Source organism: Streptomyces sp. Tue6028, assembly GCF_002300165.1.
GTDB classification, from domain to species: domain Bacteria; phylum Actinomycetota; class Actinomycetes; order Streptomycetales; family Streptomycetaceae; genus Streptomyces; species Streptomyces siamensis.
The window spans coordinates 1-24,910 of record NZ_MLCE01000030.1; the positions used below are offsets into that span (position 1 = coordinate 1).

Annotated in this window: 21 protein-coding genes and 1 pseudogene; 12 read left to right on the plus strand and 10 right to left on the minus strand. The window is 69.9% G+C overall.

The window, feature by feature from the left end; all coding sequences use genetic code 11:
- Window positions 1–84 precede the first annotated feature (84 nt).
- Complete coding sequence (locus tag BKI49_RS28325; protein ID WP_095937103.1) at window positions 85–903, plus strand: serine protease; 819 nt, start codon at window positions 85–87, stop codon at window positions 901–903.
- Between the two features lie 108 nt (window positions 904–1,011).
- On the opposite strand, the gene BKI49_RS28330 is transcribed toward BKI49_RS28325, so the two are convergent.
- A complete protein-coding gene (locus BKI49_RS28330) occupies window positions 1,012–1,239 on the minus strand; it encodes a DUF7455 domain-containing protein (RefSeq protein ID WP_095937104.1) in 228 nt (75 codons plus the stop codon).
- 442 nt (window positions 1,240–1,681) lie between these two features.
- On the opposite strand from BKI49_RS28330, the gene BKI49_RS28335 reads away from it, so the two are divergent.
- From BKI49_RS28335 to BKI49_RS28360, 6 genes are all read left to right on the plus strand, one after another.
- A complete protein-coding gene (locus BKI49_RS28335) occupies window positions 1,682–3,805 on the plus strand; it encodes a DNA gyrase/topoisomerase IV subunit B (RefSeq protein ID WP_095937105.1) in 2,124 nt (707 codons plus the stop codon).
- Window positions 3,806–4,446: 641 nt separating this feature from the next.
- Window positions 4,447–4,968: a DUF1453 domain-containing protein gene (locus BKI49_RS28340; protein WP_095937106.1), complete on the plus strand. Its 522-nt coding sequence runs from the start codon at window positions 4,447–4,449 to the stop codon at window positions 4,966–4,968.
- Window positions 4,965–6,116, plus strand: a complete 1,152-nt coding sequence (locus BKI49_RS28345; protein ID WP_095937107.1) for a sensor histidine kinase — start codon at window positions 4,965–4,967, stop codon at window positions 6,114–6,116. Before BKI49_RS28340 ends, BKI49_RS28345 begins: the two co-directional genes overlap by 4 nt.
- Window positions 6,113–6,802 carry a response regulator transcription factor gene (locus BKI49_RS28350; protein ID WP_095937108.1) on the plus strand — a complete coding sequence of 230 codons (690 nt, stop codon included), beginning with the start codon at window positions 6,113–6,115 and terminating at the stop codon, window positions 6,800–6,802. Before BKI49_RS28345 ends, BKI49_RS28350 begins: the two co-directional genes overlap by 4 nt.
- Before the next feature lie 104 nt (window positions 6,803–6,906).
- Window positions 6,907–7,395, plus strand: coding sequence for a DUF485 domain-containing protein (locus BKI49_RS28355; RefSeq protein ID WP_257004995.1), 489 nt, complete (start codon window positions 6,907–6,909; stop codon window positions 7,393–7,395).
- Window positions 7,392–8,984 carry a solute symporter family protein gene (locus BKI49_RS28360; RefSeq protein ID WP_095937110.1) on the plus strand — a complete coding sequence of 531 codons (1,593 nt, stop codon included), beginning with the start codon at window positions 7,392–7,394 and terminating at the stop codon, window positions 8,982–8,984. Before BKI49_RS28355 ends, BKI49_RS28360 begins: the two co-directional genes overlap by 4 nt.
- Before the next feature lie 345 nt (window positions 8,985–9,329).
- Here the strand turns inward: BKI49_RS28360 and BKI49_RS28365 are convergent, their stop codons facing one another.
- Window positions 9,330–10,022, minus strand: coding sequence for a response regulator (locus BKI49_RS28365; protein ID WP_095937111.1), 693 nt, complete (start codon window positions 10,020–10,022; stop codon window positions 9,330–9,332).
- A 161-nt stretch (window positions 10,023–10,183) separates the two neighbouring features.
- Between BKI49_RS28365 and BKI49_RS28370 the strand changes: the two genes are divergently transcribed.
- Genes BKI49_RS28370 through BKI49_RS28380 form a run of 3 tightly spaced genes read left to right on the plus strand, consistent with a single transcriptional unit; the run spans window position 10,184 to window position 12,978 of the window.
- Entirely contained in the window at window positions 10,184–10,999 is an 816-nt protein-coding gene (locus tag BKI49_RS28370) for an ABC transporter ATP-binding protein (protein WP_095937112.1), read from the plus strand.
- On the plus strand, window positions 10,989–11,864 hold the full coding sequence (locus BKI49_RS28375; RefSeq protein ID WP_095937113.1) for an ABC transporter permease: 876 nt from the start codon (window positions 10,989–10,991) through the stop codon (window positions 11,862–11,864). Before BKI49_RS28370 ends, BKI49_RS28375 begins: the two co-directional genes overlap by 11 nt.
- Window positions 11,865–11,919: 55 nt before the next feature.
- Window positions 11,920–12,978 (plus strand): ABC transporter substrate-binding protein, encoded by a 1,059-nt coding sequence (locus tag BKI49_RS28380; RefSeq protein WP_095937114.1) that lies wholly within the window; start codon window positions 11,920–11,922, stop codon window positions 12,976–12,978.
- Window positions 12,979–12,996: 18 nt separating this feature from the next.
- Here BKI49_RS28380 and BKI49_RS28385 read toward each other — a convergent pair whose 3' ends face one another.
- The 4 genes from BKI49_RS28385 to BKI49_RS28400 form a co-directional block, all read right to left on the minus strand.
- Window positions 12,997–13,677, minus strand: coding sequence for a response regulator (locus BKI49_RS28385; RefSeq protein ID WP_095937115.1), 681 nt, complete (start codon window positions 13,675–13,677; stop codon window positions 12,997–12,999).
- Window positions 13,674–15,422 carry an ATP-binding protein gene (locus BKI49_RS28390; protein ID WP_257004996.1) on the minus strand — a complete coding sequence of 583 codons (1,749 nt, stop codon included), beginning with the start codon at window positions 15,420–15,422 and terminating at the stop codon, window positions 13,674–13,676. Before BKI49_RS28390 ends, BKI49_RS28385 begins: the two co-directional genes overlap by 4 nt.
- A 145-nt stretch (window positions 15,423–15,567) precedes the next feature.
- Window positions 15,568–16,512, minus strand: a complete 945-nt coding sequence (locus tag BKI49_RS28395; RefSeq protein WP_095937117.1) for a sucrase ferredoxin — start codon at window positions 16,510–16,512, stop codon at window positions 15,568–15,570.
- Window positions 16,513–16,630: 118 nt separating this feature from the next.
- On the minus strand, window positions 16,631–17,890 hold the full coding sequence (locus BKI49_RS28400; RefSeq protein WP_095937118.1) for a citrate synthase: 1,260 nt from the start codon (window positions 17,888–17,890) through the stop codon (window positions 16,631–16,633).
- 96 nt (window positions 17,891–17,986) lie between these two features.
- Here BKI49_RS28400 and BKI49_RS28405 point away from each other — a divergent pair, with 96 nt between their 5' ends.
- Window positions 17,987–19,156, plus strand: a complete 1,170-nt coding sequence (locus BKI49_RS28405; protein WP_095937119.1) for a citrate synthase/methylcitrate synthase — start codon at window positions 17,987–17,989, stop codon at window positions 19,154–19,156.
- A 107-nt stretch (window positions 19,157–19,263) separates the two neighbouring features.
- Here BKI49_RS28405 and BKI49_RS28410 read toward each other — a convergent pair whose 3' ends face one another.
- The 3 genes and pseudogenes from BKI49_RS28410 to BKI49_RS28420 all read right to left on the minus strand — a co-directional run bounded on the left by BKI49_RS28410 (window position 19,264) and on the right by BKI49_RS28420 (window position 20,673).
- Window positions 19,264–19,500: a hypothetical protein gene (locus BKI49_RS28410; protein WP_095937163.1), complete on the minus strand. Its 237-nt coding sequence runs from the start codon at window positions 19,498–19,500 to the stop codon at window positions 19,264–19,266.
- A gap of 105 nt (window positions 19,501–19,605) precedes the next feature.
- Window positions 19,606–19,842 (minus strand): annotated as a pseudogene (locus BKI49_RS28415) (hypothetical protein); the annotation flags it as partial.
- Between the two features lie 273 nt (window positions 19,843–20,115).
- Window positions 20,116–20,673, minus strand: a complete 558-nt coding sequence (locus BKI49_RS28420) for a DUF6082 family protein (RefSeq protein ID WP_095937120.1) — start codon at window positions 20,671–20,673, stop codon at window positions 20,116–20,118.
- A 352-nt stretch (window positions 20,674–21,025) separates the two neighbouring features.
- Here BKI49_RS28420 and BKI49_RS28425 point away from each other — a divergent pair, with 352 nt between their 5' ends.
- Window positions 21,026–22,156 carry a CobW family GTP-binding protein gene (locus tag BKI49_RS28425; protein WP_257004997.1) on the plus strand — a complete coding sequence of 377 codons (1,131 nt, stop codon included), beginning with the start codon at window positions 21,026–21,028 and terminating at the stop codon, window positions 22,154–22,156.
- 48 nt (window positions 22,157–22,204) lie between these two features.
- Here the strand turns inward: BKI49_RS28425 and BKI49_RS28430 are convergent, their stop codons facing one another.
- Window positions 22,205–24,664, minus strand: a complete 2,460-nt coding sequence (locus tag BKI49_RS28430) for a DNA gyrase/topoisomerase IV subunit A (RefSeq protein WP_095937122.1) — start codon at window positions 24,662–24,664, stop codon at window positions 22,205–22,207.
- Window positions 24,665–24,910: the final 246 nt, after the last annotated feature.

Consider the following 24,910-nt stretch of genomic DNA (forward strand, 5'->3'; position numbering starts at 1 on the left):
CCCTCGGCGTCTGTGCGGAGTGCGTGCTTCCGGCTGCTGGATCACTCTGGGTTTCCCATGACCATCCCAGAGTGAGGAGTGCGCATGCGCCGTCCTTTTGCCTCAGCGCTGGCCCTTGTGGCCGCCGCGGCCGTGATACCGCTGGCTTCCCCCGTCCCCGCCGCTGCCGACAGCGTCGTCATAGGCGGGTATCCCGTCGAGATCTCGAAGAGTCCGTGGACGGTGGCGCTGGCCAGCCGTGACCGGTTCGGGGGTACGCGGGCGGGACAGTTCTGCGGGGGAGTGGTGATCAGTCCGTCCAAGGTCCTGACCGCGGCCCATTGCCTCGGTGCGGACGTGTTGGGGACCCCGCCTCGGCAGGTGACCGATCTGAAGGTCATCGCGGGTCGCGGCGACCTGCTGTCGGACAGCGGCAAGGAGATCGCTGTACGTGACGTCTGGGTCAATCCGGACTACGACAGCTATACGAACGCGGGGGACTACGGCGTGGTGACACTGACCTCACCGCTTCCCGAGAGTTCGGTCATCCCCATGGCTCCGTCCGGGGACTCCGCCTACCAGCCGGGTACGGACGCGGAGGTCTACGGCTGGGGGGACACGACGGGCTTCGGGACCTATCCGCACAGCCTGAGGGCCGCAGGGGTGCAGGTGCTCCCCGACAGCGCCTGTGAGGCGGCCTACCCCGGTGGCGAGGAAGGCACGTACCGGTCGGCGTCGATGCTGTGCGCCGGAGAGGCCGCAGGCGGCCACGACGCCTGCCAGGGGGACAGCGGAGGGCCGCTGGTCGCCCAGGGGAAGCTGATCGGCCTGGTGTCCTGGGGAAGCGGCTGTGGGCAGCCTGGCAACCCTGGCGTCTACACGCGGGTCGCGGACGTCGCCCGGGTGCTCGCCAAGCGCCGCTGAGCGCCGCGGACGGCGCGCTACGAGTTCGGGCGGCCACTCCCTGTGTCCAGGGGGTGGCCGCCCGGCGTCCGGCCTGTGCCGGCACTCACTCGTCGTCGACGCGAAGTGTCAGCGCTCTTCTTCGTTGGCGCTTGGAACGGTCGTGAGCCGCTCCGTCTCGTCCTGTATCTCGGCGGCGATCTTCTTGAGTTCCGGCTCGAACTTGCGACCGTGGTGGGCGCAGAAGAGCAGTTCTCCGCCGCTCAGGAGGACGACGCGCAGATATGCCTGGGCGCCGCAACGGTCGCAGCGGTCAGCGGCCGTCAGTGGGCTCGCGGGGGTCAGAACAGTAGTCACGTCGCCTCTTCTCTAGCTCGACGAGCTGTCGTACCAGGGTCAACATCCAACCAGGCCGAAAACGTTCCCGCTCGTGGCTTTTCCTCGAAAATTTCTCTCCGGGGCGGCTGTCTGCTGCCGGGTGGCGGCGAATGAGCCGTATCGCAAGTCTTCGTGTCGTACGGGTTCGCGCAGTTTGTTAGGTGGTCTGCCCTCCCGGCTGGGTTGCCGGTTGTTCATGAGGACGTGCCCGGAGCCTAAATGGTTCATGCCTGGAAGGGAACGTGATATGTACTTCACTCAATCGAGGGATCGAACACGCATGCGACTCTGGACTAGTCTGAGTTCATGCGAGGGTGGCGTTACATCGGCTCTACCAGGCCTCGGTACCCTCTGAGCGGCGACCGAAGCCGGGGCCTTACCCAAATGGGTCCCATCTGAAATTCAGCGAGGAGCGAACCGCGTGACCGCCGAGACGTCCGTGCCGTCCACAGCCCTGCTGACCGGAGCAGACCGGGACGGTTCCAACTACACCGCGCGGCACCTGCTCGTCCTTGAGGGGCTCGAAGCGGTACGCAAGCGTCCGGGCATGTACATCGGATCGACCGACAGTCGCGGTCTGATGCACTGCCTCTGGGAGATCATCGACAACTCCGTCGACGAAGCCCTCGGAGGCTACTGCGACCACATCGACGTCGTCCTGCACGACGACGGCTCCGTCGAGGTGCGGGACAACGGCCGCGGCATCCCTGTCGACGTGGAGCCCAAGACCGGCCTCTCCGGTGTCGAGGTCGTCATGACCAAGCTGCACGCCGGCGGCAAGTTCGGCGGCGGCTCCTACGCGGCCTCCGGCGGCCTCCACGGCGTGGGCGCCTCCGTGGTGAACGCGCTCTCCGCCCGCCTCGACGTCGAGGTCGACCGCGGTGGCAACACCCACGCGGTGAGCTTCCGGCGGGGTACCCCCGGGACGTTCAAGGCGGACGGGCCCGAAGCCGCCTTCGACGCGACGGGCGGGCTGCGCAAGCTCAAGCGCATCCCCAAGACCCGCACCGGCACGCGCGTGCGCTACTGGGCCGACCGGCAGATCTTCCTGAAGGACGCCAAGCTCTCCCTCGAGAACCTGCACCAGCGCGCCCGTCAGACCGCCTTCCTGGTGCCGGGCCTCACCATCGTCGTCCGTGACGAGTACGGGCTCGGCGAGGGCGGCAGCAAGGGTGAGGAGTCGTTCCGCTTCGACGGCGGCATCAGCGAATTCTGCGAGTACCTCGCCACCGACAAGCCGGTCTGCGACGTCCTCCGCTTCTCGGGCCAGGGCACGTTCAAGGAGACCGTCCCGGTCCTCGACGAGCACGGCCAGATGACGCCCACCGAGGTCACGCGCGAGCTCGGCGTCGACGTCGCGCTGCGCTGGGGCACGGGGTACGACACGACTCTGAAGTCGTTCGTGAACATCATCGCCACCCCCAAGGGCGGCACGCACGTGGCCGGCTTCGAGCAGGCCGTCATGAAGACCGTCAACGAGGTGCTGCGGGCCAAGAAGCTGCTGCGCGTCGCCGAGGACGACATCGTCAAGGACGACGCCCTGGAGGGGCTCACCGCGGTCGTCACCGTGCGTCTCGCCGAGCCGCAGTTCGAAGGGCAGACCAAGGAGGTCCTCGGCACCTCCGCGGCCCGCCGGATCGTGACGAACGTCGTCAGCAAGGAACTGAAGGCGTTCCTGACCTCCACGAAAAGGGATGCCGCCGCGCAGGCCCGGGTCGTCCTCGAGAAGGCCGTCGCAGCCGCCCGTACGCGGATCGCCGCCCGCCAGCACAAGGACGCGCAGCGCCGCAAGACGGCTCTGGAGTCGTCGTCGCTGCCCGCCAAGCTCGCCGACTGCCGCAGCGACGACGTGGACCGCAGTGAGCTGTTCATCGTCGAGGGCGACTCCGCGCTCGGCACCGCCAAGCTCGCGCGGAACTCCGAGTTCCAGGCGCTGCTGCCGATTCGCGGCAAGATCCTCAACGTTCAGAAGGCGTCCGTGACGGACATGCTGAAGAACGCCGAGTGCGGCGCGATCATCCAGGTCATAGGGGCGGGGTCGGGCCGGACCTTCGACATCGACGCGGCGCGGTACGGGAAGATCATTCTGCTCGTCGACGCCGATGTCGACGGGGCGCACATCCGGATTCTGCTGCTGACGCTGTTCCAGCGGTACATGCGGCCCATGGTCGAGGCGGGGCGCGTGTTCGCGGCGGTGCCGCCGTTGCACCGGATCGAGCTCAGCCAGCCCAAGAAGGGCCAGGACAAGTACCTGTACACGTACTCGGACCGGGAGCTGCGGGAGACGCTGCTGGAGCTCCAGCGCAAGAACGTGCGGTACAAGGACTCGATCCAGCGCTACAAGGGTCTCGGCGAGATGGACGCCGACCAGCTGGCCGAGACGACGATGGATCCGCGCCACCGGACCCTGCGCCGCATCAACATCTCCGACCTCGAAGCGTCCGAGCAGGTGTTCGACCTGTTGATGGGGAACGATGTGGCGCCGCGCAAGGAGTTCATCGCGAGCTCGGCGGCGACGTTGGATCGGTCGCGGATCGACGCGTAGTGGGGCGGGGCGGGTCGGGGCTGTCTGCCGGGCCGTTTCGCCGTGTGTCCGGTGGGTGGGGCGCCGTTTGTCCGGTGGGTGGGTCGGGGCCGTGCGCGTTCCGCCGGTGGGTGGGCCCCGCCTCCGGTCCGGTGGGTGGGTCGGGTCCGTGCCGGTGATCCGCCCGTTGCAGCCCTTGTGTGGTCCGGCGAGTCAGTGCGGTGGGTTCGCGTTGCCGTCCGCAACGGGCATTTGATGCACCGGCACGGCCCCTTCTGTGAGAGGGCGACTGCGGGTGTGGGTGGGGCCGGGGTCCGGCCGCTGGCGCGTCCGGCGGCAACTCCCGTCCCGTCCGACGTAGCTCCCTTCCCGTCCGGCCTGAGGGCAGAGAGCCACCTTTCAGCCCGTCCGGCGATTGAGGACGTGGCCGTTCAGGCCGAATGGGGGTCTGAGGGCGGAGCCCTCAGGGGTTTGGGCTGGGTAGGGGCGAGGGGCGTTTGTCGCGGGGCCGTGATGGGGGCTCCACCCGTGGGTGGAGGTAAGGGGTGGTGGGAGATCCACCCGGGATCCACCCCGGCTCCGATCTGCTGACCTGCAGATTTCCGTAGCGTCGAAGGCGTCGACAGCACCCGCTGTCGCTCCCCTCGCCCACGGAGGCCGTGATGTCCGGGCTTGTCGATGCTCTGTTGATCTGCGCCGTTGCCGCACTGGTGATCGGCCGCCAGTTCCGCACCCGCAGGATCAGCGACGACAAGCGCTGGTGGATCGTGCCCGTCGTCCTCGCGGTCATGGCGCTGCGCAATCCCGGGCTGATCGACCCGCACCATCGAGCGGGGGCGATCGTGCTGCTGGGCGCGGAGCTGTTGGTGGCCCTGGCGACCGGTGCCGGCTGGGCGTGGACGACGCGCATATGGACGGAGCCGGACGGCTCGGTGTGGAGCCGGAGCACCAAGGCCAGCGTGGCCGTCTGGATCGGGGGCATCGCTTTGCGTGCCGGCCTCTTCGGGACGGGCGTGCTGTTCGGCGTGCATCAGGAGTCCTCGGCGCTGCTGCTGGGCCTCGCCGCGACTCTGCTGGTCCGCGCCGGGTTCCTGGCCTGGCGGACTCAGCTCCTGCCCCCGACGCAGGCGCAGACCCCGGCGTACGGTGACGGCGTGCCCGCCTCGTGGAAGGAGCGCGTGTGAGCGAGAACGCTTGGACTCGGTGGCCGTCCCGCGAGGCGCTCCTGCAGGTCGGGGTGTCCAAGCCGAGGCGCGTGCTCGGATGGGTCTCGAGGATCGTCGCCCTGGGCGTCCTCATCGCGACGACCTTCACGAAGGCGGGCCTGAGCGGATGGGGGATCGCCGCGGGCATCGCAGGGATCATGGTGAGCGTGTTCCTGCTGTGGGCCTTCTGGCGGACCACGCTCGAACACCGCCTGTTGCCCTCCCTGGGGCTGCTGACCCTGCTGCTGGCGATCGCGACGGTGGGGCATGGTGTGGGCTTCCGAGTGCCGGCCCTCGTGCTGTGGTGCGGGTGCGCCGTCAGTGCCATCGAGCGGCTGCCCCTCGCCGCGGCACTGCCCGTCACCTCCGTGGCGCTGAGTGCGTATGCCGCGGTCAACGACGACGTGTGGCTGACCACCGCGGCCACCACGGCGGGACTCGCCCTCGCCGGGTATGTGCTGCGCCTGGACGCGGAGGCACGAGGGAGCGCACAGCGACTGCTGGCGCAGGAGCGCGCGGCGCGTGCGGCCGAGGCGGAGTCGGCGGCACTGGCCGAGCGGACGAGGATCGCGCGGGAGATCCACGACGTGCTGGCCCACAGTCTGTCGGCGCAACTCGTGCATCTGGAAGCGGCCCGCCTGCTGATCGAGCGGGGCGCTGACCGGGACGCGATCCTCGAACGGGTCGTGGCGGCGCGGGGGATGGCCCGGGAAGGGCTCGCGGAGACCAGGCAGGCGCTCTCCGCTCTGCGAGGTGAGATGTCCCCCCTGGAGGACTTCCTGAGCGAACTCGTCGCCACGGCGGACGGAGCGGACGTCACCGTGACGGGCGAACGGCAGCCGTTGTCCGCCGAGACCTCGCAGGCCGTGCGCAGGGTCGCGCAGGAGGCCCTGACGAACGTGCGCAAGCACGCCCGGGGAGCCAAGGTGCACATGCATCTTGACTACGGCGAGAGCGAAGTGACGCTGGACGTACGGGATTCGGGCGGCCCGGCGGGCGATCTCAGCGGCTCGGGAGCCGGGTACGGTCTGCTGGGCATGCGGGAGCGTGCCGAGTTGCTGGGCGGCTCGTTGGAGGCCGGGCCGGAGGAGGAGGGATTCGTGGTGACGCTGAGGGTGCCCGTATGACGGAGACGGAGGAGACGGGCAGGAAGCCGGCGCGGGTCGTGGTGGCGGACGACCAGACGGTCGTGCGCGAGGGCATTGTGATGCTGCTGGGCCTGTTGCCCGGGGTCGAGGTCGTCGGAGCGGCGGGCGACGGGGACGAAGCCGTGGCGCTGGTCGCCGAACTGGCTCCGGACGTCGTGTTGATGGACCTGCGCATGCCCCGCTGCGACGGCGTGGAGGCCACTCGCCGCATCCGGACCGAGTACCCGGGCACACAGGTGGTCATCCTCACGACGTACGCAGACGACGAGTCACTGTTTCCCGCGTTGAGAGCGGGAGCGCGCGGCTATCTCACCAAGGACGCGGGCGGGGACGAGATCGTACGGGCGGTGGAGAGCGTGCTCTCGGGGGACGCGGGGCTCTCGCCGAGCATTCAACGGCGGCTCCTGGAGCGGCTGTCGGAGCCGGCAGCGGAGCCGTTGCCGCCGACGGAGGGGCCGGACGGGCTGACCGCGCGCGAGACCGAGGTGCTGCTGCTGATCGCCGAGGGGCTCACCAACCAGGAGATCGCCCGCAAGCTGCATGTCTCCACGGCCACCGTGAAGACCCACATCAACAACCTGTTCGCGAAGACGGGGCTGAAGGACCGTGCTCAGGCGGTGCGTTACGCCTTCGGGAAGGGACTCGTCCGGCCACCGGTGGACTGAGTCACCTGATGGGGTGAAGAGCACGGAGAGAAGAGTCCGGGATCTTCCCGATCTGCCCATCCTTGAGCACGCGGCGACATCGGCCCGCGGACAAGGAGAGATCGGTGGAGAAGCACGACGGCGGCGATACCGGAGAGGTCCGGTTCGACGACCCCTGGTACGACGCGCTCGCCTCCGGCTGGGGTGAGTTGGACGGCACGGGAGCGCCCGCACCCGCGGTGCCGGCGGCGCGCGCGCAGCACGAACCGCGGGCGGGCGGAGCGGCCGACGTCTATCTGGAGGTGCAGCGCAGCGCTGCGTTCCAGGAAGTGCGCAGCCGGTACCGGCGGTTCGTGATCCCGGCCGTCGCCGTCTTCTTCCCCTGGTACGTGGGCTATGTGGTGACGGCGACGACAGCGCCGGGGTTCATGGCGCGGCCCGTCGCCGGAGCGGTGAACGTGGCGTTGCTCGCGGGACTCGGACAGTTCCTCACGACGTTCCTGCTCGCATGGGCGTACGCGCGCCACGCGCGGCTGCGCCGGGACCGGGCAGCGCTGGATCTCCGCTGGGACACACAGGAACTGACACGGCACGTCAGAGGCGGTGAGCGGTGACCGGCAACCATCAGACGCTGGCGCTGCTGCTGTTCAGCGCGTTCGTGGCGGTGACGCTGGCGATCACGACGTGGGTGAGCCGCAACCGGCACGGTTCGGAGGAGGAGTTCTACGCCGGCGGGCGGTTGTTCTCGCCGATGGAGAATGGTTTTGCCATTTCAGGTGATTACATGTCGGCGGCATCCTTCCTGGGTGTCACGGGGCTGATCTCGCTCTACGGCTATGACGGCCTGCTGTACGTCGTGGGGTTCTTCGTCGCCTGGCTCGTCGTGCTGTTCCTGGTCGCCGAGTTGGTGCGCAACTGCGGGCGTTTCACGCTCGCCGACGTCGTCGCGGCCCGGATGAGCGAGCGGCCGGTACGGATCGCGGCGGGAACGTCCTCGGTGACCGTGTCCGTGCTCTACCTCGTGGCGCAGATGGTGGGAGCGGGCAGCCTGGTCGCGCTGCTGCTGGGAGGCACGAGCGACGCCGCGCGGAACTGGACGGTGATCGGCGTCGGCGCGCTCATGGTGATCTATGTGTCGCTGGGCGGCATGCGGGCCACCACATGGATTCAGATCGTCAAGGCCGTGCTGTTGCTCGGGGGAGCCGTCGCGCTGACGGTGCTCGTCCTGGTGCGGTTCCACGGGAATGTCAATGAGCTGCTGCGTTCGGCGGCGGACCGCAGCGGGCACGGCATGGCGTTCCTCGCGCCCGGACTGAAGTACGGCGGCGACTGGACCGCGCGCTTCGACTTCATCAGCCTGGGGCTCGCGCTGGTCCTCGGCACGGCCGGGTTGCCGCACATCCTGGCCCGGTTCTACACCGTGCCGACGGCCCGGGCGGCGCGGCGTTCGGTGGTCTGGTCGATCGGGCTCATCGGTGGCTTCTACCTGATGACGATCGTGCTGGGCTTCGGGGCCGCGGCGATCGTAGGTCCGGAGACAGTGCGCGCGTCCAACGCGGCGGGGAACACAGCGGTCCCGCTCCTGGCGCTCGACCTGGGCGGCGGCGCCGACTCGACGGGTGGAACGGTCCTTTTCGCGGTGGTCGCCGCCATCGCCTTCGCGACCATCCTGGCGGTCGTCGCCGGCATCACCCTCGCCTCCTCGGCGTCCGTGGCCCACGACCTGTACACGTCCTTGCGGCGTCGGCACGCGAAGCCGCGCAGCGAGGTGGCCGTGGCGCGGGCGGCTGCCGTCGGCGTCGGCGTGGTGGCGATCGCGCTGGGGCTGCTCGCCCGCGACCTCAATGTGGCCTTCCTGGTGGGTCTCGCCTTCGCGGTCGCGGCGTCCGCGAACCTGCCGGTGCTGCTGTACTCGCTGTTCTGGCGGTCGTTCACCACGCGCGGCGCGGTCTGGGCCGTATACGGCGGCCTGGTGCCCGCGCTGGTGCTCGTCGTGCTCTCGCCGGTGGTCTCGGGGAGCCCCGAATCGCTGTTCCCGGGCGTGGACTTCCAGTACTTCCCGCTGCAGAACCCGGGCCTGGTGTCGATCCCCTTGGGCTTCCTCGCGGGCTGGCTCGGCACGGTCACGTCGGCGGAGGAACCGGACGAGGCCAAGCACGCGGAGACCGAGGTGCGGGCACTCACCGGCGCCGGGGCCGTCTGAGGGCCGGCGGAGGCGTACCCGCCGATCGTCGAACAGGGACGGCACCTGTCGGTTCCTCGGGGCGAGGGCGGCTGCTGCCGGGGCCGGCCAGTGCGTCCGCGTGCCCCTTCGGCGGTGAGTCCGCCTGCCCCCGTCGGCCGGTGCGTTCACGTACCCCTTCGGCCGGTGCGTTCACGTACCCCTTCGGCCGGTGCGTCCGTGCGACGCTCCGGCCGACGCATGCGCCCGTCTCGTCGACCGACGCACTCGCACGTCTCATCCGCCGGCCGGGCGTGTCCGCCAGCCCTCTGCCGGGCGTGTCCGGCAGTCCCGGCAGCCGGGCGGTCCGGCCCGCGCGTGCGGGATCTAGGGCGCCACCCACGCGTACCGGTGCTCCGGCCTGCCCGTGTCGCCGTACTTGAGCGACAGGCTGAGGCGCCCGGCCTGTTCGAGGTGGCGCAGATAGCGCTGTGCCGTGGAGCGGCTGAGGCCGGTCTCGGCGGCCACCTCGTGAGCCGACAGAGGATGGTCCGCACGGTGCAGCACGTCGCAGATGAGGTCGGTGGTCGGCTCGGAGTGACCGCTGGGCAGCCCCGGTGACGACGGCACGGGCGTGGTGCGCAGGGCGCCGAAGATCCGGTCGACCTGCTCCTGGCCCGCCACACCGTGACCGCCCACCCGGTCCACGGTGCGGCGCAGGGCGGCGTACGAGTCGAGACGGGCGCGCAGGGCGGCGAACGTGAACGGCTTGACGAGATAGTGCAGGGCGCCGAGACGCATCGCGGCCTGCACGGTCACCACGTCGCTGGCCGCGGTGATCATGATGACGTCGGTGCCATGGCCGCGTTCGCGCATCCGGTGGACCAGTTCCAGGCCCGTCTGGTCGGGCAGGTAGTGGTCCAGCAGCACCAGGTCGACGGGGGCGCGTTCGACCGCGGCCAGCGCCTGGGCAGCACTGTGCGCGCGGGCGGTCACCCGGAAACCGGGAACCTTCCCCACGTACTTCGCGTTGATCTCGGCGACGCGGAAGTCGTCGTCCACGACCAGGACGTCAATCATCGGGCCTCTTTCCCTCAAGGCCTGGCGGGCGTTAAGCCCGTGTTTCGGCTCCGCTGTTGTAGCGCGAGCAAAATGAGCACAACAGACTCTTGCAAGCAGAAGAAGGCCTTGCGCCCAGAAGACTGATGCTGTGGCCCCCGCCACACCTACGGTCCCGGGCCATGAGCACAGACATCAGCCCCGCCATCGAGCTGCGGGGCGCGAGCAAGATCTTCAAGACGCCGTCGGGGGGTTTGCACACGGCGGTCAGGGAGCTGGACCTCACGATCGGCCGGGGTGAGTTCGTCGCCGTCGTGGGCCCCACCGGCTGCGGGAAGTCCACCACGCTGACCCTGGTCAGCGGGCTCGAAGAGCCCACCGAGGGCGAGGTCCTGGTCGCCGGGGAGCCCGTCGCGGGCGTCGGCGACAAGGTCGGTTTCGTCTTCCAGCAGGACGCCACCTTCCCCTGGCGCACGGTCCTGTCGAACGTGATGGCCGGCCCCCGCTTCCGGGGCGTGCCCAAGGCGGAGGCGAAGCAGCGGGCCCGCGAGTGGCTGGCCCGAGTCGGGCTCGCGGCCTTCGAGGACCGCTATCCCCACCAGCTCTCCGGCGGTCAGCGCAAGCGCGTCGCCCTTGCCGCCACCTTCGTCAACGACCCCGAGATCCTGCTGATGGACGAGCCCTTCTCGGCGCTCGACGTGCAGACCAGGGCGCTCATGTCGGACGAACTGCTGGAACTCTGGGAGGGCACCGGCGCCTCGGTCGTCTTCGTCACCCACGACCTGGAGGAGTCCATCGCGCTCGCGGACAAGGTCGTCGTCATGACCGCGGGCCCCGCGACCGTGAAGCACGTCTTCGACATCGACCTGCCGCGCCCGCGCAAGGTGGAGTCGGTGCGTCTGGAGCCGCGGTTCATCGAGATCTACCGCGAGATCTGGGAGTCGCTGGGCGAAGAGGTCCGCATCACCCGGGAGAGGGGCGCGGCCCATGTCGCCTGACACCCTTCCCGAGACGGTCGTCGCCCCGAGGGACGCCGAGCCCGTCAAGCAGGACCGTACGCATTCCCGCGCGCGGGCCGCTCGCCGTCGCAAGATCGTCGTGACCGCCGCCCGCGCGCTGCTCCTGGTCGCCGTGCTCGGCCTGTGGGAGGGGCTCTCCCGGGCCAAGGTCATCGATCCGTTCAACTTCTCGATGCCGTCGAAGATCTGGGACCAGATCTACACGTGGACGACCCACGGCACGGCGCTCGGCTCGCTCGGCGAACAGATCTGGTTCACGCTCCACGAGGCGTTGCTCGGCTGGATCATCGGTGTGGTCGCCGGTGTCGTCTTCGGTATCGCGCTGGGCCGGATCACGTTCCTCGCCGACGTCCTGGGGCCCTACATCAAGGTGCTCAACTCCATACCCAGGATCGTCCTCGCACCCATATTCGTGATCTGGTTCGGACTCGGGCCGGCCTCCAAGGTGGCGTCGGCCGTGGTCCTCGTCTTCTTCCCGGTCTTCTTCAACGCCTTCCAGGGTGCGCGGGAGGTCGACCGCAACCTGGTGGCCAACGCCCGCATTCTCGGGGCCAGCGACCGCAGGGTGACGCTCCAGGTGGTCATCCCGTCCGCCACCTCGTGGATCTTCACCAGCCTGCACGTCAGTTTCGGTTTCGCGCTCATCGGCGCGATCGTCGGCGAGTACATCGGCGCGACCAAGGGCATCGGCCTGCTCGTCGCGCAGTCGCAGGGCACCTTCAACGCCGCCGGTGTCTATGCGGCGATGGTCATCCTCGCCGTTGTCGCCCTGCTGGCCGAGGGACTGCTCACCTTCGCCGAGCGCCGCATCTTCCGGTGGAAGCCGTCGGACTCCGACCGCTGAACCCGTCGCACCCGCGCACCGCACCCGCTCTTCTCTCACAAGGACGTGAACCATCATGCGCAAGACCGCCAGATACTCCGCCCTGGCAGCCGCCGGTCTGCTCGCTCTCACCTCGCTCACCGCCTGCGCCAACGACGCGGCAAGCACGACGGCCGACTCCGGCGACAACGGAGGTGGCGGCGGTGAGCACGTCAAGATCATGGTCGGTGGACTGGACAAGGTCATCTACCTGCCGGCGATGCTCACGCAGCGGCTCGGCTACTTCAAGGAGGAGGGTTTGGATGTCCAACTCCTGAGCGAGCCCGCCGGTGTTCAGGCCGAGACCGCCCTCGTCTCCGGTCAGGTGCAGGGGGCCGTCGGCTTCTACGACCACACCCTCGACCTGCAGACCAAGGGCAAGTCTGTGGAGTCCGTCGTGCAGTTCTCGCACGCGCCCGGCGAGGTGGAGATCGTCTCCAACAAGCGCAAGGACGACATCACTTCGCCCAAGGACTTCAAGGGCAGGAAGCTCGGCATCACCGGTCTGGGCTCCTCGACGGACTTCCTCACCAAGTACCTCGCGGTCAAGAACGGCGTGCAGGTCAGCGAGTTCACGCCCGTCGCTGTCGGCGCCGGCCCCACGTTCATCTCCGCCCTCCAGAAGGGCGCCATCGACGGCGGCATGACGACCGACCCCACCGTCGCCACGGTCATGGAGAAGAACCTCGGCAAGGTGCTCGTCGACATGCGGACGCCGAAGGGTTCCGAGGAGGCGCTCGGCGGGCCGTACCCCTCGTCCAGTCTGTACATGCAGACGGACTGGGTGAACAGCCACAAGGACACGGTCCAGAAGCTGGCCAACGCCTTCGTGAAGACCCTCAAGTGGATGTCCACGCACAGTGCCGCGGACATCGCCGACAAGATGCCCGCCGACTACTCGCAGGGCAACAAGACGCTGTACGCGGGCGCGATCCAGAGCACGCTGCCGATGTTCACCAAGGACGGCGTGATGCCCGAGAACGGTCCCGAGACCGTCGAGAAGGTCCTCAAGGCGTTCAACCCCAACATCAAGAACGCCGATGTGGACCTGAGCAAGACGTACACCACCGAGTTCGTGAAGAAGGCCGCGGGCTGATCCGCCGACGCACGCAGCTCAGACGCGGGTCGCCCAGACGTAGCGATGTTCCGGGCGGCCCGCGTCGCCGTACTTGAGGGTCAGCCTGGCCCGCCCGGTGCGCTCCAGGAGCTTCAGATAGCGCTGCGCGGTCTGCCGGCTCAGCCCGGTCTCGTCGGCGATCTCCTGGGCCGACAGGGGCCCCTCCGCGTTCACCAGCGCGCGGCGCACCAGCTCCGCGGTCGAGGGGGAGTGCCCCTTGGGCAGATCCGGCTCCGCGGCGGCGGACAGCGCGCCGAAGATCCGGTCCACGTCGGGCTGCTCGGCCTCACCGCCGCCGTCCAGGGTGCGCCGCAGCGCCGCGTAGGCCTCCAGCTTGGCGCGCAGCCCCGCGAAGGCGAACGGCTTGACCAGGTACTGCAGGGCGCCCTGCCGCATCGCGGCCTGCACGGTCGAGATGTCCCGGGCCGCGGTCACCATGATCACGTCGGTCTGGTGGCCGCGGCGGCGCATCTCCTGGACCACGGCGAGACCCGTGTCGTCCGGCAGGTAGTGGTCCATGAGGACCAGGTCCACCCGGGGGAGCGCCTCCATCCGGCTCAAGGCCTCCGCCGCGCTGTGCGCCTCGCCCGCGACGTGGAAGCCGGGCACCTTCCCGACGTAGGCGGCGTTGACCCGAGCGACCCGGGTGTCGTCGTCCACGACCAGTACCTCGATCATCGCGACTCCTCCTCGGCGTCCGGGGCGGCGGTGGCTCCCGGGTCTGCGGCCTCGGGGGACGGGGACTGCCGTACGAGACGCGGTCCCGGCGCGGGGACGGGGCCTTCCTCCCGCCCGGCCGCCTCGTCCGGCAGGGGTTCGGTCAGCGCCTCCGGCAGCACCACCGTGAACTCCGCGCCCCCGCCGTCCGCCTCGGCGACCCGCGCGCTGCCGCCCTGCCGCTCGGCCAGCCGGCGCACCAGGGGGAGCCCGATGCCGCGCTTCCCGTGCGCCGGGGGCTTCTTGGTGGTCCATCCGTCCGTGAAGACCAGTTCCCGTTGTTCCTGCGGGATCCCGGGCCCGGTGTCCCGCACGCGGAGCACGGCGGTGCGGCCTTCGGTACGCAGTTCCACCTCCACGCGCGCGTGAGGCTTGCCCGCGACGGCGTCGAGCGCGTTGTCGACGAGGTTCCCGACGACGGTGACCAGTCCCCTGGGGTCGACAAGGCGGTCCGGCAGCAGCGTCCTGTCCGAGATCCACAGGGCCACGCCCCGCTCGGCGGCCACGGTCGCCTTGCCGACCAGCAGGGCCGCGAGCAACGGGTCGTGGACCTTCTCGGTGACCTGTTCCGCGGTCACCTTGTGGTCGCCGACGACCTCTCCGACGAAGTCGACGGCGTCGTCGTACATCTCCAGTTCGAGCAGTCCGAGGAGTGTGTGCATGCGGTTGGCGTGCTCGTGGTCCTGGGCGCGCAGGGCGTCGATCAGGCCGCGTGTGGAGTCGAGCTCCCGGCCGAGCTGCTCCAGCTCCGTACGGTCGCGCAGGGTGGCGACGGCGCCGCCGTCGTCGGTGGGCATCCGGTTGGCGATCAGGACGCGCTGGCCGCGCACGGTGAGCAGATCGGTCCCGGTCACGCGCCCGGCGAGCACGTCGGTCGTGCGTCCCGGACCGAGCGCGTCGTCCAGGGACTGCCCGATGGCCTCCGAGCCGAGGCCCAGCAGACGCTGCGCCTCGTCGTTGAGGAGACGTACGCGGCCGGCGCCGTCGAGCGCGACCACGCCCTCCCGGATGCCGTGCAGCATCGCCTCGCGCTCCGCGAGCAGTGCCGAGATGTCGGAGAAGGCCAGATCGCGGGTCTGCCGCTGCACCCTCCGGGAGATCAGATAGGCGGCCAGCGCGCCTACGGCCATCGCCCCGCCCGCGTACGCGAACAGGCCGGGGATCGCGTCGACCAGCCGTGCCCGCACGCTGTCGTACCTGATGCCGACCGAGACCGCGCCGATGATCTTCCCGTCGGCGTCGCGCAGCGGGACCTTGCCCCGCGCGGAGCGGCCCAGGGTGCCCGTGTCGATCTCCATGACATCCTCGCCGCGCAGCGCCTGGCGGGGATCCGTGGAGACCTTCCGGCCGATCTCCGAGGGATCGGTGTGCGACCACCGGATGCCCTGCATGTCCATCACCACGATGTACTCGGCCCCACTGGCCGTCCGGATCCGCTCCGCCTCGGTCTGCACCGGGCCGGCCGCGGACGGCCGTGTCGTGCGCAGATCGTCGGCGATCTGCGGCTGTGCCGCCGTGGTCTGCGCGATCGCCAGCGCGCGGCGCATCGCCTGGTCGTCGAGCTGCGCGCTGAGCGGTGCGAGGAACAGCCCGGTGGCGAGGACGGCGACTCCCGCGGCGATCGCCACCTGCATCAGCAGCACCTGCGAGAACACCCGCCGCGGCAGACCGAGGCGCAGTCGTCGTGCGGGGGGAGTGGGGCTCATGGCTATGACGGTACGGGGGCGGGCGCACCCGGCCGAAGGGAGTGTGGCACGGATCTCTTGATCGTCGGGTGGGGGAGCCGTGGGGACCGGGTCACGGTGCCCCGGTACGAGGCCGGCGAGCGTCGGCGAATGCGCCGGTCCGGCGTCAGCAGGCCACGGCGACGGTCGCCCGCCCCATCGCCCGCACCGCCACGACGTCCATCCGGGCGGGCGAGCCCAGCACCGAACCGCAACTCTCCGGGCGCGGCGGCAGAGCGGCGCCCTGGGCGACGAAGACGCGCCACAGACGGCCGTCCGTGTGCGCGACGGTGACCTCCCAGCGGGGAGCGGCGCCTTCCGTGCGGACCACGGTCAGGGCCTCGGCCGCGTGTTCTCCCAGGGCCGTGCGCACGGCCAGTTCGGCGGCCTGGCCCGGCCGCTCCCACGCGGAGTTCCCGCGGCATCCCTCGGTGACGATCCGGCCCTCACGGGCGCCCTGGACGATCTCCTTGACGGCGTGCGCCTCGGCGCGGCCGTAGGCGTATCCGTACGGCAGGACGAGCACGGTCGGTGAGAAGCGGTGTCCGCCCAGATGGGTGACCTCCCAGACGCCGGCCGCGCCGGACATGGCGAGTTCGGCGGCGAGGGGGCGTCCCAGCAGGGCGCAGCAGCGGTCGCGCTTGCCGTTGGTGCAGACGAGCGCGAGCGGGTCGCCCGTGTGCGGCCCGCCCTGGAGAACACTGTCGAAGGTGTGGCGGTCGCCCATGCCGAGAGCGGCGAAGTCGAGGTCGAGCAGGTCCTCGGGATCGGTCGTCATGGCGCTGTGCAGCCACACGTTTCCGGGAGCGGTGTGCGCGGCGTACACATGGCGCTCCGCGAGCGTCCCGCAGTCGGCGTGCCGTCCGGGGCGGCGGATCAGCGCGATCCGCACGCCCGTGCCTTTCGCCGCCGCTTCGAGGGCACGACCGATCGTGGGGTCCAGGTGGCTCGAAGTGAGCGCCTTCGCACCCCAGGGGCCGGGCTGCTCGATCAGCAGCCATGTCCTCGCGGTGGCCGCAGTCCCCGCAAGGGGCTCGTCGAGGTGCCGCGACGCGGTCGTGCACATACTCACAGAGGTGAGCCTAACCTGACTTGAGCCGGGGCGACTTCCGGCCCCGCCGATGGGGGCGCACTTGGGGTGGTACAGGCGCACATGAGGGCGTGTGCGGCTCGGGACGGGAGCGCATCTCCTAGCGGGGGAGCGGCTGCGGCGGGCGTTCCCCCACGTACCGGCCGCTCGGGCGCATGCGCAGGGGGCGCTCCGCGTACTCCTCCAGGGTGTGGGCGATCCAGCCCGCCGTACGGGCGACGGCGAAGACCGTCTCCCCTGCGGAGGCGGACATGCCGGACGAGACGGTGAGGACGGCCAGCGCCAGGTCGACATTGGCGTGCAGGGGCGCGTGACGGGCGGTCGTCGTCACGACGTCCTGGGCCGCCGCCAGCGCGGGCCCGGCGGCGGGGACGTCCTCCAGCAGGGCGAACAGAGCACGCGCGCGGGGGTCCTCGCCGGGGTAGAGCCGGTGACCGAGCCCGGGGACACGGCGCCCGGCGCGCAGTTCGTCGGCGACGACGGGGGCGGCCGTGCCGCGGTCCAGGACGTCGAGGAGCATCCGGTGGGCGAGCCTGCTGGCCGCGCCGTGAAGGGGGCCTTCGAGTGCGCCGAGGCCCGCCGACACCGCGGCGTACGCGTGGGCGCGGGCCGACGCCGCGACCCGGACCGCCAGCGTCGAGGCGGCGAGGTCGTGGTCCACGAGAAGGCCAAGTGCCGTGTCCAGCACACGCAGTGACGCGTCGTCCGGAGTACGTCCGGTCAGCCGCCCCCACAGGCGGTGGGCGAGCGGGCCGTCGTCGCGGTGGTCGTGACGCAGGGGCGGAAGGGCCGCCACGAGCGTGGGGATCAGGGTCCGTCCGGTGCCCAGGACGGCGTTCTCGGTGAGGTCGAAGCGCAGTGGATCGGCGGCGGCCGCGGCGATCGCCGCCACGCGCAGCCGGTCGGTCGGGCCGCTGTGCTCGGGCAGCGCGTCCACGGCGCGGCGCGCGACGGCGACGGACGCCTCGGGGGCGGTGAAGGTGACGCCAGGGCGCAGCTGTCCGGTCCAGAGCCACTCGGCGATCTCCTCGTAGGAGTACACCGCGGCCAACTCCGTCGCGTCGACCCCGCGGAAGTAGTACCGGTCCTTGTCGATGAGGGTGATGCGGGTGCGCACGGACAACTCGTCGCCCGTGCTCGAACTCGCCCCGGTGTCACGCCTGTTGCGGCGTGCGAGCGCCTCCACCTCCTTGGCGTCGAAGGTGCTGCCGCGGCCGGCCGGTTCGCGCCGGCTGCTCAGCTGGCCGCGGCTCACGTAGGCGTACACGGTCTCGGGCTTCACTCCGAGCAGCTCGGCGGTCTCCTTGGTGCTGAGCCGTCGGCCCTCGTGCCCGGACGCTGCCGCTTCTTGATCCCTCATGGCGCCACCGTATCCATGGATGAGTGTATTGATTGGATCAATATTGACAGTGATTGAGTCAAGCATGGACAGTCGGGTCAAGTCCAGGGAGGAAACATGTCGATCAACCGGGCCGCGTCCACCACCTCCGTCGACGTACCGCGAGGACTCGCGGGCGTCGTCGTCACCGACACTCGACTGGGTGACGTCAGGGGGCTGGAGGGCTTCTACCACTACCGCCAGTACTCGGCCGTCGAACTCGCGCAGACCCGCGGCTTCGAGGACGTCTGGCATCTGCTCGTCCACGGCGAACTGCCCGACGCGGCACAGCGCGCGGCGTTCGCCGCGCGGACGGCGCGGCTGCGCCGGCTGCCGGACGAGGTCCGCACCGCGCTGCCCGCGATCGCAGCGGCGACGCGCCTCTCGGGGCCGCTCGCCGGGCTGCGGACGGCGCTGTCGCTCCTCGGTGCCGCAGCCGGATTCCGGCCTGTGTACGACATCGACGCCGAGCGGCGCCTCGCGGACACGCTCACGGTCACCGCGGCCGTCCCGACGCTGCTCACCGCGCTGTACCGCCTCGGCCAGGGCCTGGACCCGGTGGAGCCGCGCGAGGATCTCGGATACGCCGCCAACTATCTGTACATGTTGACGGGCTCCGAACCCGATGTCAGGCGGGCCCGTGCGATCGAGCAATATCTCATCTCAACCATTGACCACGGTTTCAATGCATCAACCTTCACGGCACGCGTGATCGCGTCCACGGGAGCGGACGTGGCGGCGTGCCTCGTGGGAGCGGTCGGCGCCCTGTCCGGACCTCTCCACGGCGGTGCTCCCAGCAGGGCCCTGGACACCCTCGACGCGATCGGCACCCCCGAGCGCATCGACCCATGGATCCGTGAACGCGTCCTGGCCGGCGATCGCATCATGGGATTCGGGCACCCGGTCTACCGCACGGAGGATCCCCGCTCGCGCATGCTCCGGGGCATCGCACAGTCCTTCGGCGGCCCGCTGGTCGACTTCGCCGTCGAGGTCGAACGCCAGGTGGAAGCGATCCTCGCCGAGCTCAAGCCGGGCCGGGAGCTGCACACGAACGTGGAGTTCTACGCGGGCGTGGTCATGGAACTCTGCGGCCTGCCCCGGGAGATGTTCACCCCGACCTTCGCCGCCGCCCGCGTGGTCGGCTGGAGCGCCAACATCCTGGAACAGTCGGAGGACTCGAAGATCATCCGTCCGGCGGCACGGTATGTGGGGCCGGGGGCGCCGGCGGCCGTGCCGCAGATGGTCTGAGCCGGGCCGGCTGCGGGCTCGGCGGCCGGCGGAATCAGAAAGGGCTCGGCACCCAAGTCTGGTGCCGAGCCCGGAAATTCACATCAGGTGGTGAGAGCGCGGTGTCGTCAGGTGTCCGGGATGTCGGCCTTGGCGCGCACCAACGTTTCACGGCTGATGATGACGATGCGTTCGTAGTCCGCACGCGAGGCGTCGGCGGGCAGCTCGTGGTCGAGCTCCGCTGTGGCCTCGGTGCCGATGACGGCGAAGCTGCCGTCCTCCAGTTCGAAGATGTCAGGGCAGGTTTGCCCCGTCAGACTGCCTCGCTTCTGAGGCGGCACGCCGAGACGTCGTTCGATTTTCACCTGTTGTCGACCTTCCCTGGATGCGGGTTGTGGCGCAGGCCTGGTCATGGCTACCCCCGAGGGGGCTGCGCCGGGTAGCACGCGGGACGCGTCAAAGTCTGTAGAGGCCACGGGAATGTCGGCCTTGGCGTAAATCAGGGTTTCGCGGGTGAGCAGCACAATCCGTCCGTCCTCGCCGCGGGTTGCGTCGGCGGGGAGCAGGGCGTCCAGAGCTTCTGTGGCATCCGTGCCGATTACCGCGAAGTTCCCGTCGGTCAACTCGAAAATATCTGGGCAGTTCTGCCCGGATACACTCCCTCGAAGTCTCGGAGGAGCACCCAGCCGACGGTTGATCTGACTCACTGTTCAAGTTCCCCTTGGTCTCAAGGCTTTGGCCTGCGCGCTGTGGCTGCGCGGCGCGATGCGACCCTGTGGGGCTGCTACCTCGACGACCGGCGGCATGGAGCGACTGTTCGGTGGGGGTGACCCTTTCGCGATCGCGAGCAGTCAACCCTGTTGGCAACAGCAGCAACGGCTCAATTTACGAGTTCGTTATCGCCCGACGGTGTGATCCCCTGGCACGGTGGTGTGATTCCCCGGCGCGTGGAAGGAATCCACGGCGCGTCGTGGTTCGCACTACGTCGAGGGAGGCTCCCCCACGACCCACCACTCGTCCATGTCGGTCTCTTCGAGTTGACGCAGCAGGTCGTCGACCATGCGTCCCAGCTCGGCCTCCTCGGACGAGTCGATGAGGGTCGCGCGGTGCGGCCGGGTGGCGTACCAGTACTCACGGAAGATGCGATTCTGCAGGATGCCGCGGACAAAGCCGAAGAACTCTTCCCGGCTGATGTTGCCGATCCGGTAGTAGCAGAGGGCGTTCGTGTAGAGGGCGTTGGCGAAGAGGAACTGACGCTGCTTCTTCGTCGAGAAGGGCTCGTCGTAGGTGTCCAGCACCTCCGCCAGTTCGGGGTCGTCCATGGCCTTGCTCAGCAGTTCCCAGTGCAGGCGTTGCTGGAGGGCGCGATTGGTGTCGCGCTGGGTCTGCGCCTGCTGCTCCAGGTACTCGATGCGCAGGCGCAGCGCGTCGAGTGCGTGCCGCTGCGCGGCCAGCGTGGTGACGACTCCCGTCACCACGCCCATCCCCGCTGCGGCGACGGCACGCAAGCCCCGTATGCCGGTCCTCTGTGTGGTCATGTCAACCCCCGAATCAGGCGACCTTGCGCCGGTCGTCGGTGGTGGGGCGACAGGGAGCGGACCGGCGAGCGGTGGGCGGCGCGCTTGCCGTCTCCCAGTGTTGCCGAGCGGCTCTGATCGGCAGGGAGGCGGAGAGGAGGCGCACGGAGGGAAGTGCGGGTCGTGTATCCCGGCGCCATGTCCAACGTGTGCCCCGCGAGCGCCGCTAACAATCGTTCACTTCGGGGCGTTTCCCCCCACTCGTATGCTGGGTCGGCATTGATTGTCCCTACGAGTGCCGGTGTGTGAGCCGCGCTCGTACGGGAGCCGGTCCGCGAGCCGGTGCACGTACCGGTGTGAAAGAGGTCGCCCGTTGAGCCAGCCGTCCAGTCCCGAGCGTCCCCCGAACGCGCAGGGTGTGCCCGGGCAGATTCCCGTCGTCGTGCTCGCCGGGTTTCTCGGCTCGGGCAAGACCACGCTGCTCAACCACCTCCTGCACCGCAGCGGCGGCAGCCGTATCGCGGCCGTCGTCAACGACTTCGGGGCGATCGAGATCGATGCCATGGCGGTGGCCGGGGCGCTGGGCGACTCGACCGTCTCCCTGGGCAACGGGTGCCTCTGCTGCGCCGTCGACGCCGGCGAGCTCGACCAGTACCTGACACGGCTCGCCCAGCCCTCGGCGCGTGTCGACGTCATCGTCATCGAGGCGAGCGGCCTGGCCGAGCCCCAGGAGCTCGTGCGGATGGTGCTCGCCGGCGAGCACCCGGGGATCGTGTACGGGGGGCTCGTCGAGGTCGTCGACGCGGCCGAGTTCGACTCCACCCGGGAACGGCATCCCGAGATCGAACGGCACCTCGGCATCGCCGACCTCGTCGTCGTCAACAAGGTCGACCGTGCCGCCGACGGCGAACGAGTGCTGCGCACCGTCCGGGAGCTCGCCGGCCGCGCCGCCGTCGTCCCCGCCACGTACGGTCGTATCGATCCGGAGTTCCTCTTCGACTGCCGGCCGAGCGAGGAACGCGTCGGACAGCTGTCCTTCGACGATCTGCACGACGAGGGCGAGCACGGGCAGGAGCACGAGGAGGGGCATGACGGCCACGGGCACGCGGCGCCCGGTCACACCGGTCATCTGCACTCCGCCTACGAATCCGTCTCCTTCAGCTCCGAGGTGCCGCTCGACCCGCGGAGGCTGATGGCCTTCCTCGACAGCCGGCCGGAGGGTCTCTACCGCATCAAGGGGTACGTCGACTTCGGCGTGCAGGACACCGCCAACCGCTACGCCGTCCACGCCGTCGGAAGGTTTCTGCGCTTCTACCCGGAACCCTGGGGCCGCGCCGAGGAGCGCCTCACCCAGCTCGTCCTGATCGGCTCCGGCATCGACGCGGCGGCACTGGCCAAGGAGCTGGAGGCATGCAAGGAGGACGCCCCACACGCCGACGAGCACAGCATGTGGGGCGTCCTCCGCTACGTACAGGCCCCCGACGACACGGACCCCGACCGCTGAGACGCGGCGGCCAGGGCCCCTGAGCTCTGAGCGGACAGGGCCCGCGGACTACACCGGGCCCGCCACCACGGCCACCGTCTTCGCGAGGGACACGCCCGAGCCGTCGCGGCGCGGGTCGACGTCCGGCAGCTCGACCGGTGTGCCGTTCTTCTGCGCGGCCCGAGCGGGCGTCGCGCCGGCCCAGGCCAGCGACAGGCAGTCCTCGCCCTTCAGGAACCGCTGGCAGCGCACACCACCCGTGGCGCGGCCCTTGCGCGGGTACTGGTCGAACGGGGTGAGCTTGGCCGTGGTCTGGACGGAGTCGTCCAGCGTGCCGCGGGATCCCGCGACCGTGAACACCACCGCGTCGACCGCGGGATCGACGGCGGTGAAGGAGATCACCTTGGCGCCGTCGGTGAGCTTGATGCCCGCCATGCCGCCCGCGGCCCGGCCCTGCGGGCGGACCTGCGAGGCCTGGTAGCGCAGCAGCTGGGCGTCGTCCGTGATGAAGACGAGGTCCTCCTCGCCGGTGCGCAGCTCCGCGGCGCCGACGATGCGGTCGCCGTCCTTGAGCGCGATGACCTCCAACTCCTCCTTGTTCGAGGGGTAGTCGGGGACCACACGCTTGACGACGCCCTGTTCCGTGCCGACGGCCAGTCCCGGCGACGACTCGTCGAGCGTCGTCAGACACACCACCGTCTCGTCCGCCTCCAGGGAGGACAGGAACTCCGAGATGGGCGCGCCTCCGGAGAGGTTGGGCGCTGTGGCCGTCTCCGGCAGTTGCGGGAGGTCGATCACGTTCAGCCGCAGGAGGCGGCCGGAGGACGTGACCACGCCCACCTCGCCGAGCGCGGTCGCGGGCACCGCGGAGACGATCACGTCGTGCTTGGTGCGCCGGGCCTCCGCGGCGTCCGCGAACGCGTCGCCGTTCGCCGTGCGCGCCAGCAGGCCCGTGGAGGACAGCAGCACCCGGCACGGGTCGTCCGCCACCTGGAGCGGGACCGTCGTGGCGGGCGCGCCCGCGGACTCGAGGAGCACGGTGCGCCGGTCGGTGCCGAACTTCTTGGCGACCGCGGCCAGTTCGGCGGAGACGAGCTTGCGCAGCTCCGTGTCCGACTCCAGGATCCCGGTCAGCTCGTCGATCTCGCCGTTCAGCCGGTCGCGCTCCGACTCCAGCTCGATGCGGTCGAACTTGGTGAGCCGGCGCAGCGGCGTGTCGAGGATGTACTGCGTCTGCACCTCGGAGAGCGAGAACCGCTCGATCAGGCGCTCCTTGGCCTGCGCGGAGTTCTCGCTGGAGCGGATGAGGCGGATGACCTCGTCGATGTCCAGCAGGGCGACGAGGAGACCCTCGACCAGGTGCAGCCGGTCGCGCTTCTTGCCGCGACGGAACTCGCTGCGACGGCGGACGACCTCGAAGCGGTGGTCGAGGTAGACCTCCAGGAGCTCCTTGAGGCCCAGGGTGAGCGGCTGACCGTCCACCAGCGCCACGTTGTTGATGCCGAAGGACTCCTCCATCGGCGTCAGCTTGTAGAGCTGTTCGAGGACGGCCTCCGGCACGAAGCCGTTCTTGACCTCGATGACCAGGCGCAGTCCGTGCGCACGGTCGGTGAGGTCCTTGACGTCCGCGATGCCCTGGAGCTTCTTGGAGCCGACCAGGTCCTTGATCTTCGAGATCACCTTCTCCGGGCCGACGGTGAAGGGCAGTTCGGTGACGACGAGGCCCTTGCGGCGCGCGGTCACGTTCTCCACGGAGACCGTGGCGCGGATCTTGAAGGTGCCCCGGCCGTTCTCGTACGCGTCCCTGATGCCGGACAGGCCGACGATCCGGCCGCCCGTGGGCAGGTCGGGGCCCGGGACGTACTTCATCAGCGTGTCGAGGTCGGCGCCGGGGTGGCGGATCAGGTGCCGGGCGGCGGCGATCACCTCGCCGAGGTTGTGCGGCGGCATGTTGGTGGCCATGCCGACGGCGATGCCCTGCGAGCCGTTGACCAGGAGGTTCGGATACGCGGCGGGGAGGACCCCGGGCTCCTGCTCCTGGCCGTCGTAGTTCGGCGTGAAATCGACCGTGTCCTCGTCGATGGACTCGGTCATCAGTGACGTGGCGTCGGCCATCCGGCACTCGGTGTAGCGCATCGCGGCCGGCGGGTCGTCGTTGCCCAGCGAGCCGAAGTTGCCGTGGCCGTCGACCAGCGGCAGGCGCATCGAGAAGGGCTGGGCCAGGCGCACCAGCGCGTCGTAGATCGACGCGTCGCCGTGCGGGTGGAGCTTACCCATGACCTCGCCGACGACGCGGGCGCACTTCACGTAGCCGCGGTCGGGGCGCAGGCCCATCTCGTTCATCTGGTAGACGATGCGGCGGTGCACGGGCTTGAGCCCGTCCCGGGCGTCCGGCAGGGCTCGCGAGTAGATGACCGAGTACGCGTACTCAAGGAAGGAGCCCTGCATCTCGTCCACGACGTCGATGTCGAGGATCTTCTCCTCGTACGAGTCGTCGGGCGGCGGGGTCTTCGTGCTGCGGCGGGCCATCGCTGCTGCGGCTCCTTCACAGTCTCTGCCGGGGCATGAACGGGTTCTGACGCGGACCATTGTGGACCGCCCCACTGACATCGTGGACCGCGACCCGTCCGTAGCGGGTCTCGCGACCCTTCCGTGACAGGTCCCGGACCCGGTCCGAGGAGGGTCCCGGCCGCGTTCCGCGACAGGCCCCGGACCCGGTCGGTGACGAGTCCCCGGCCCTCGCGAAGACAATCACCGGACCTGTCCACGACAGAT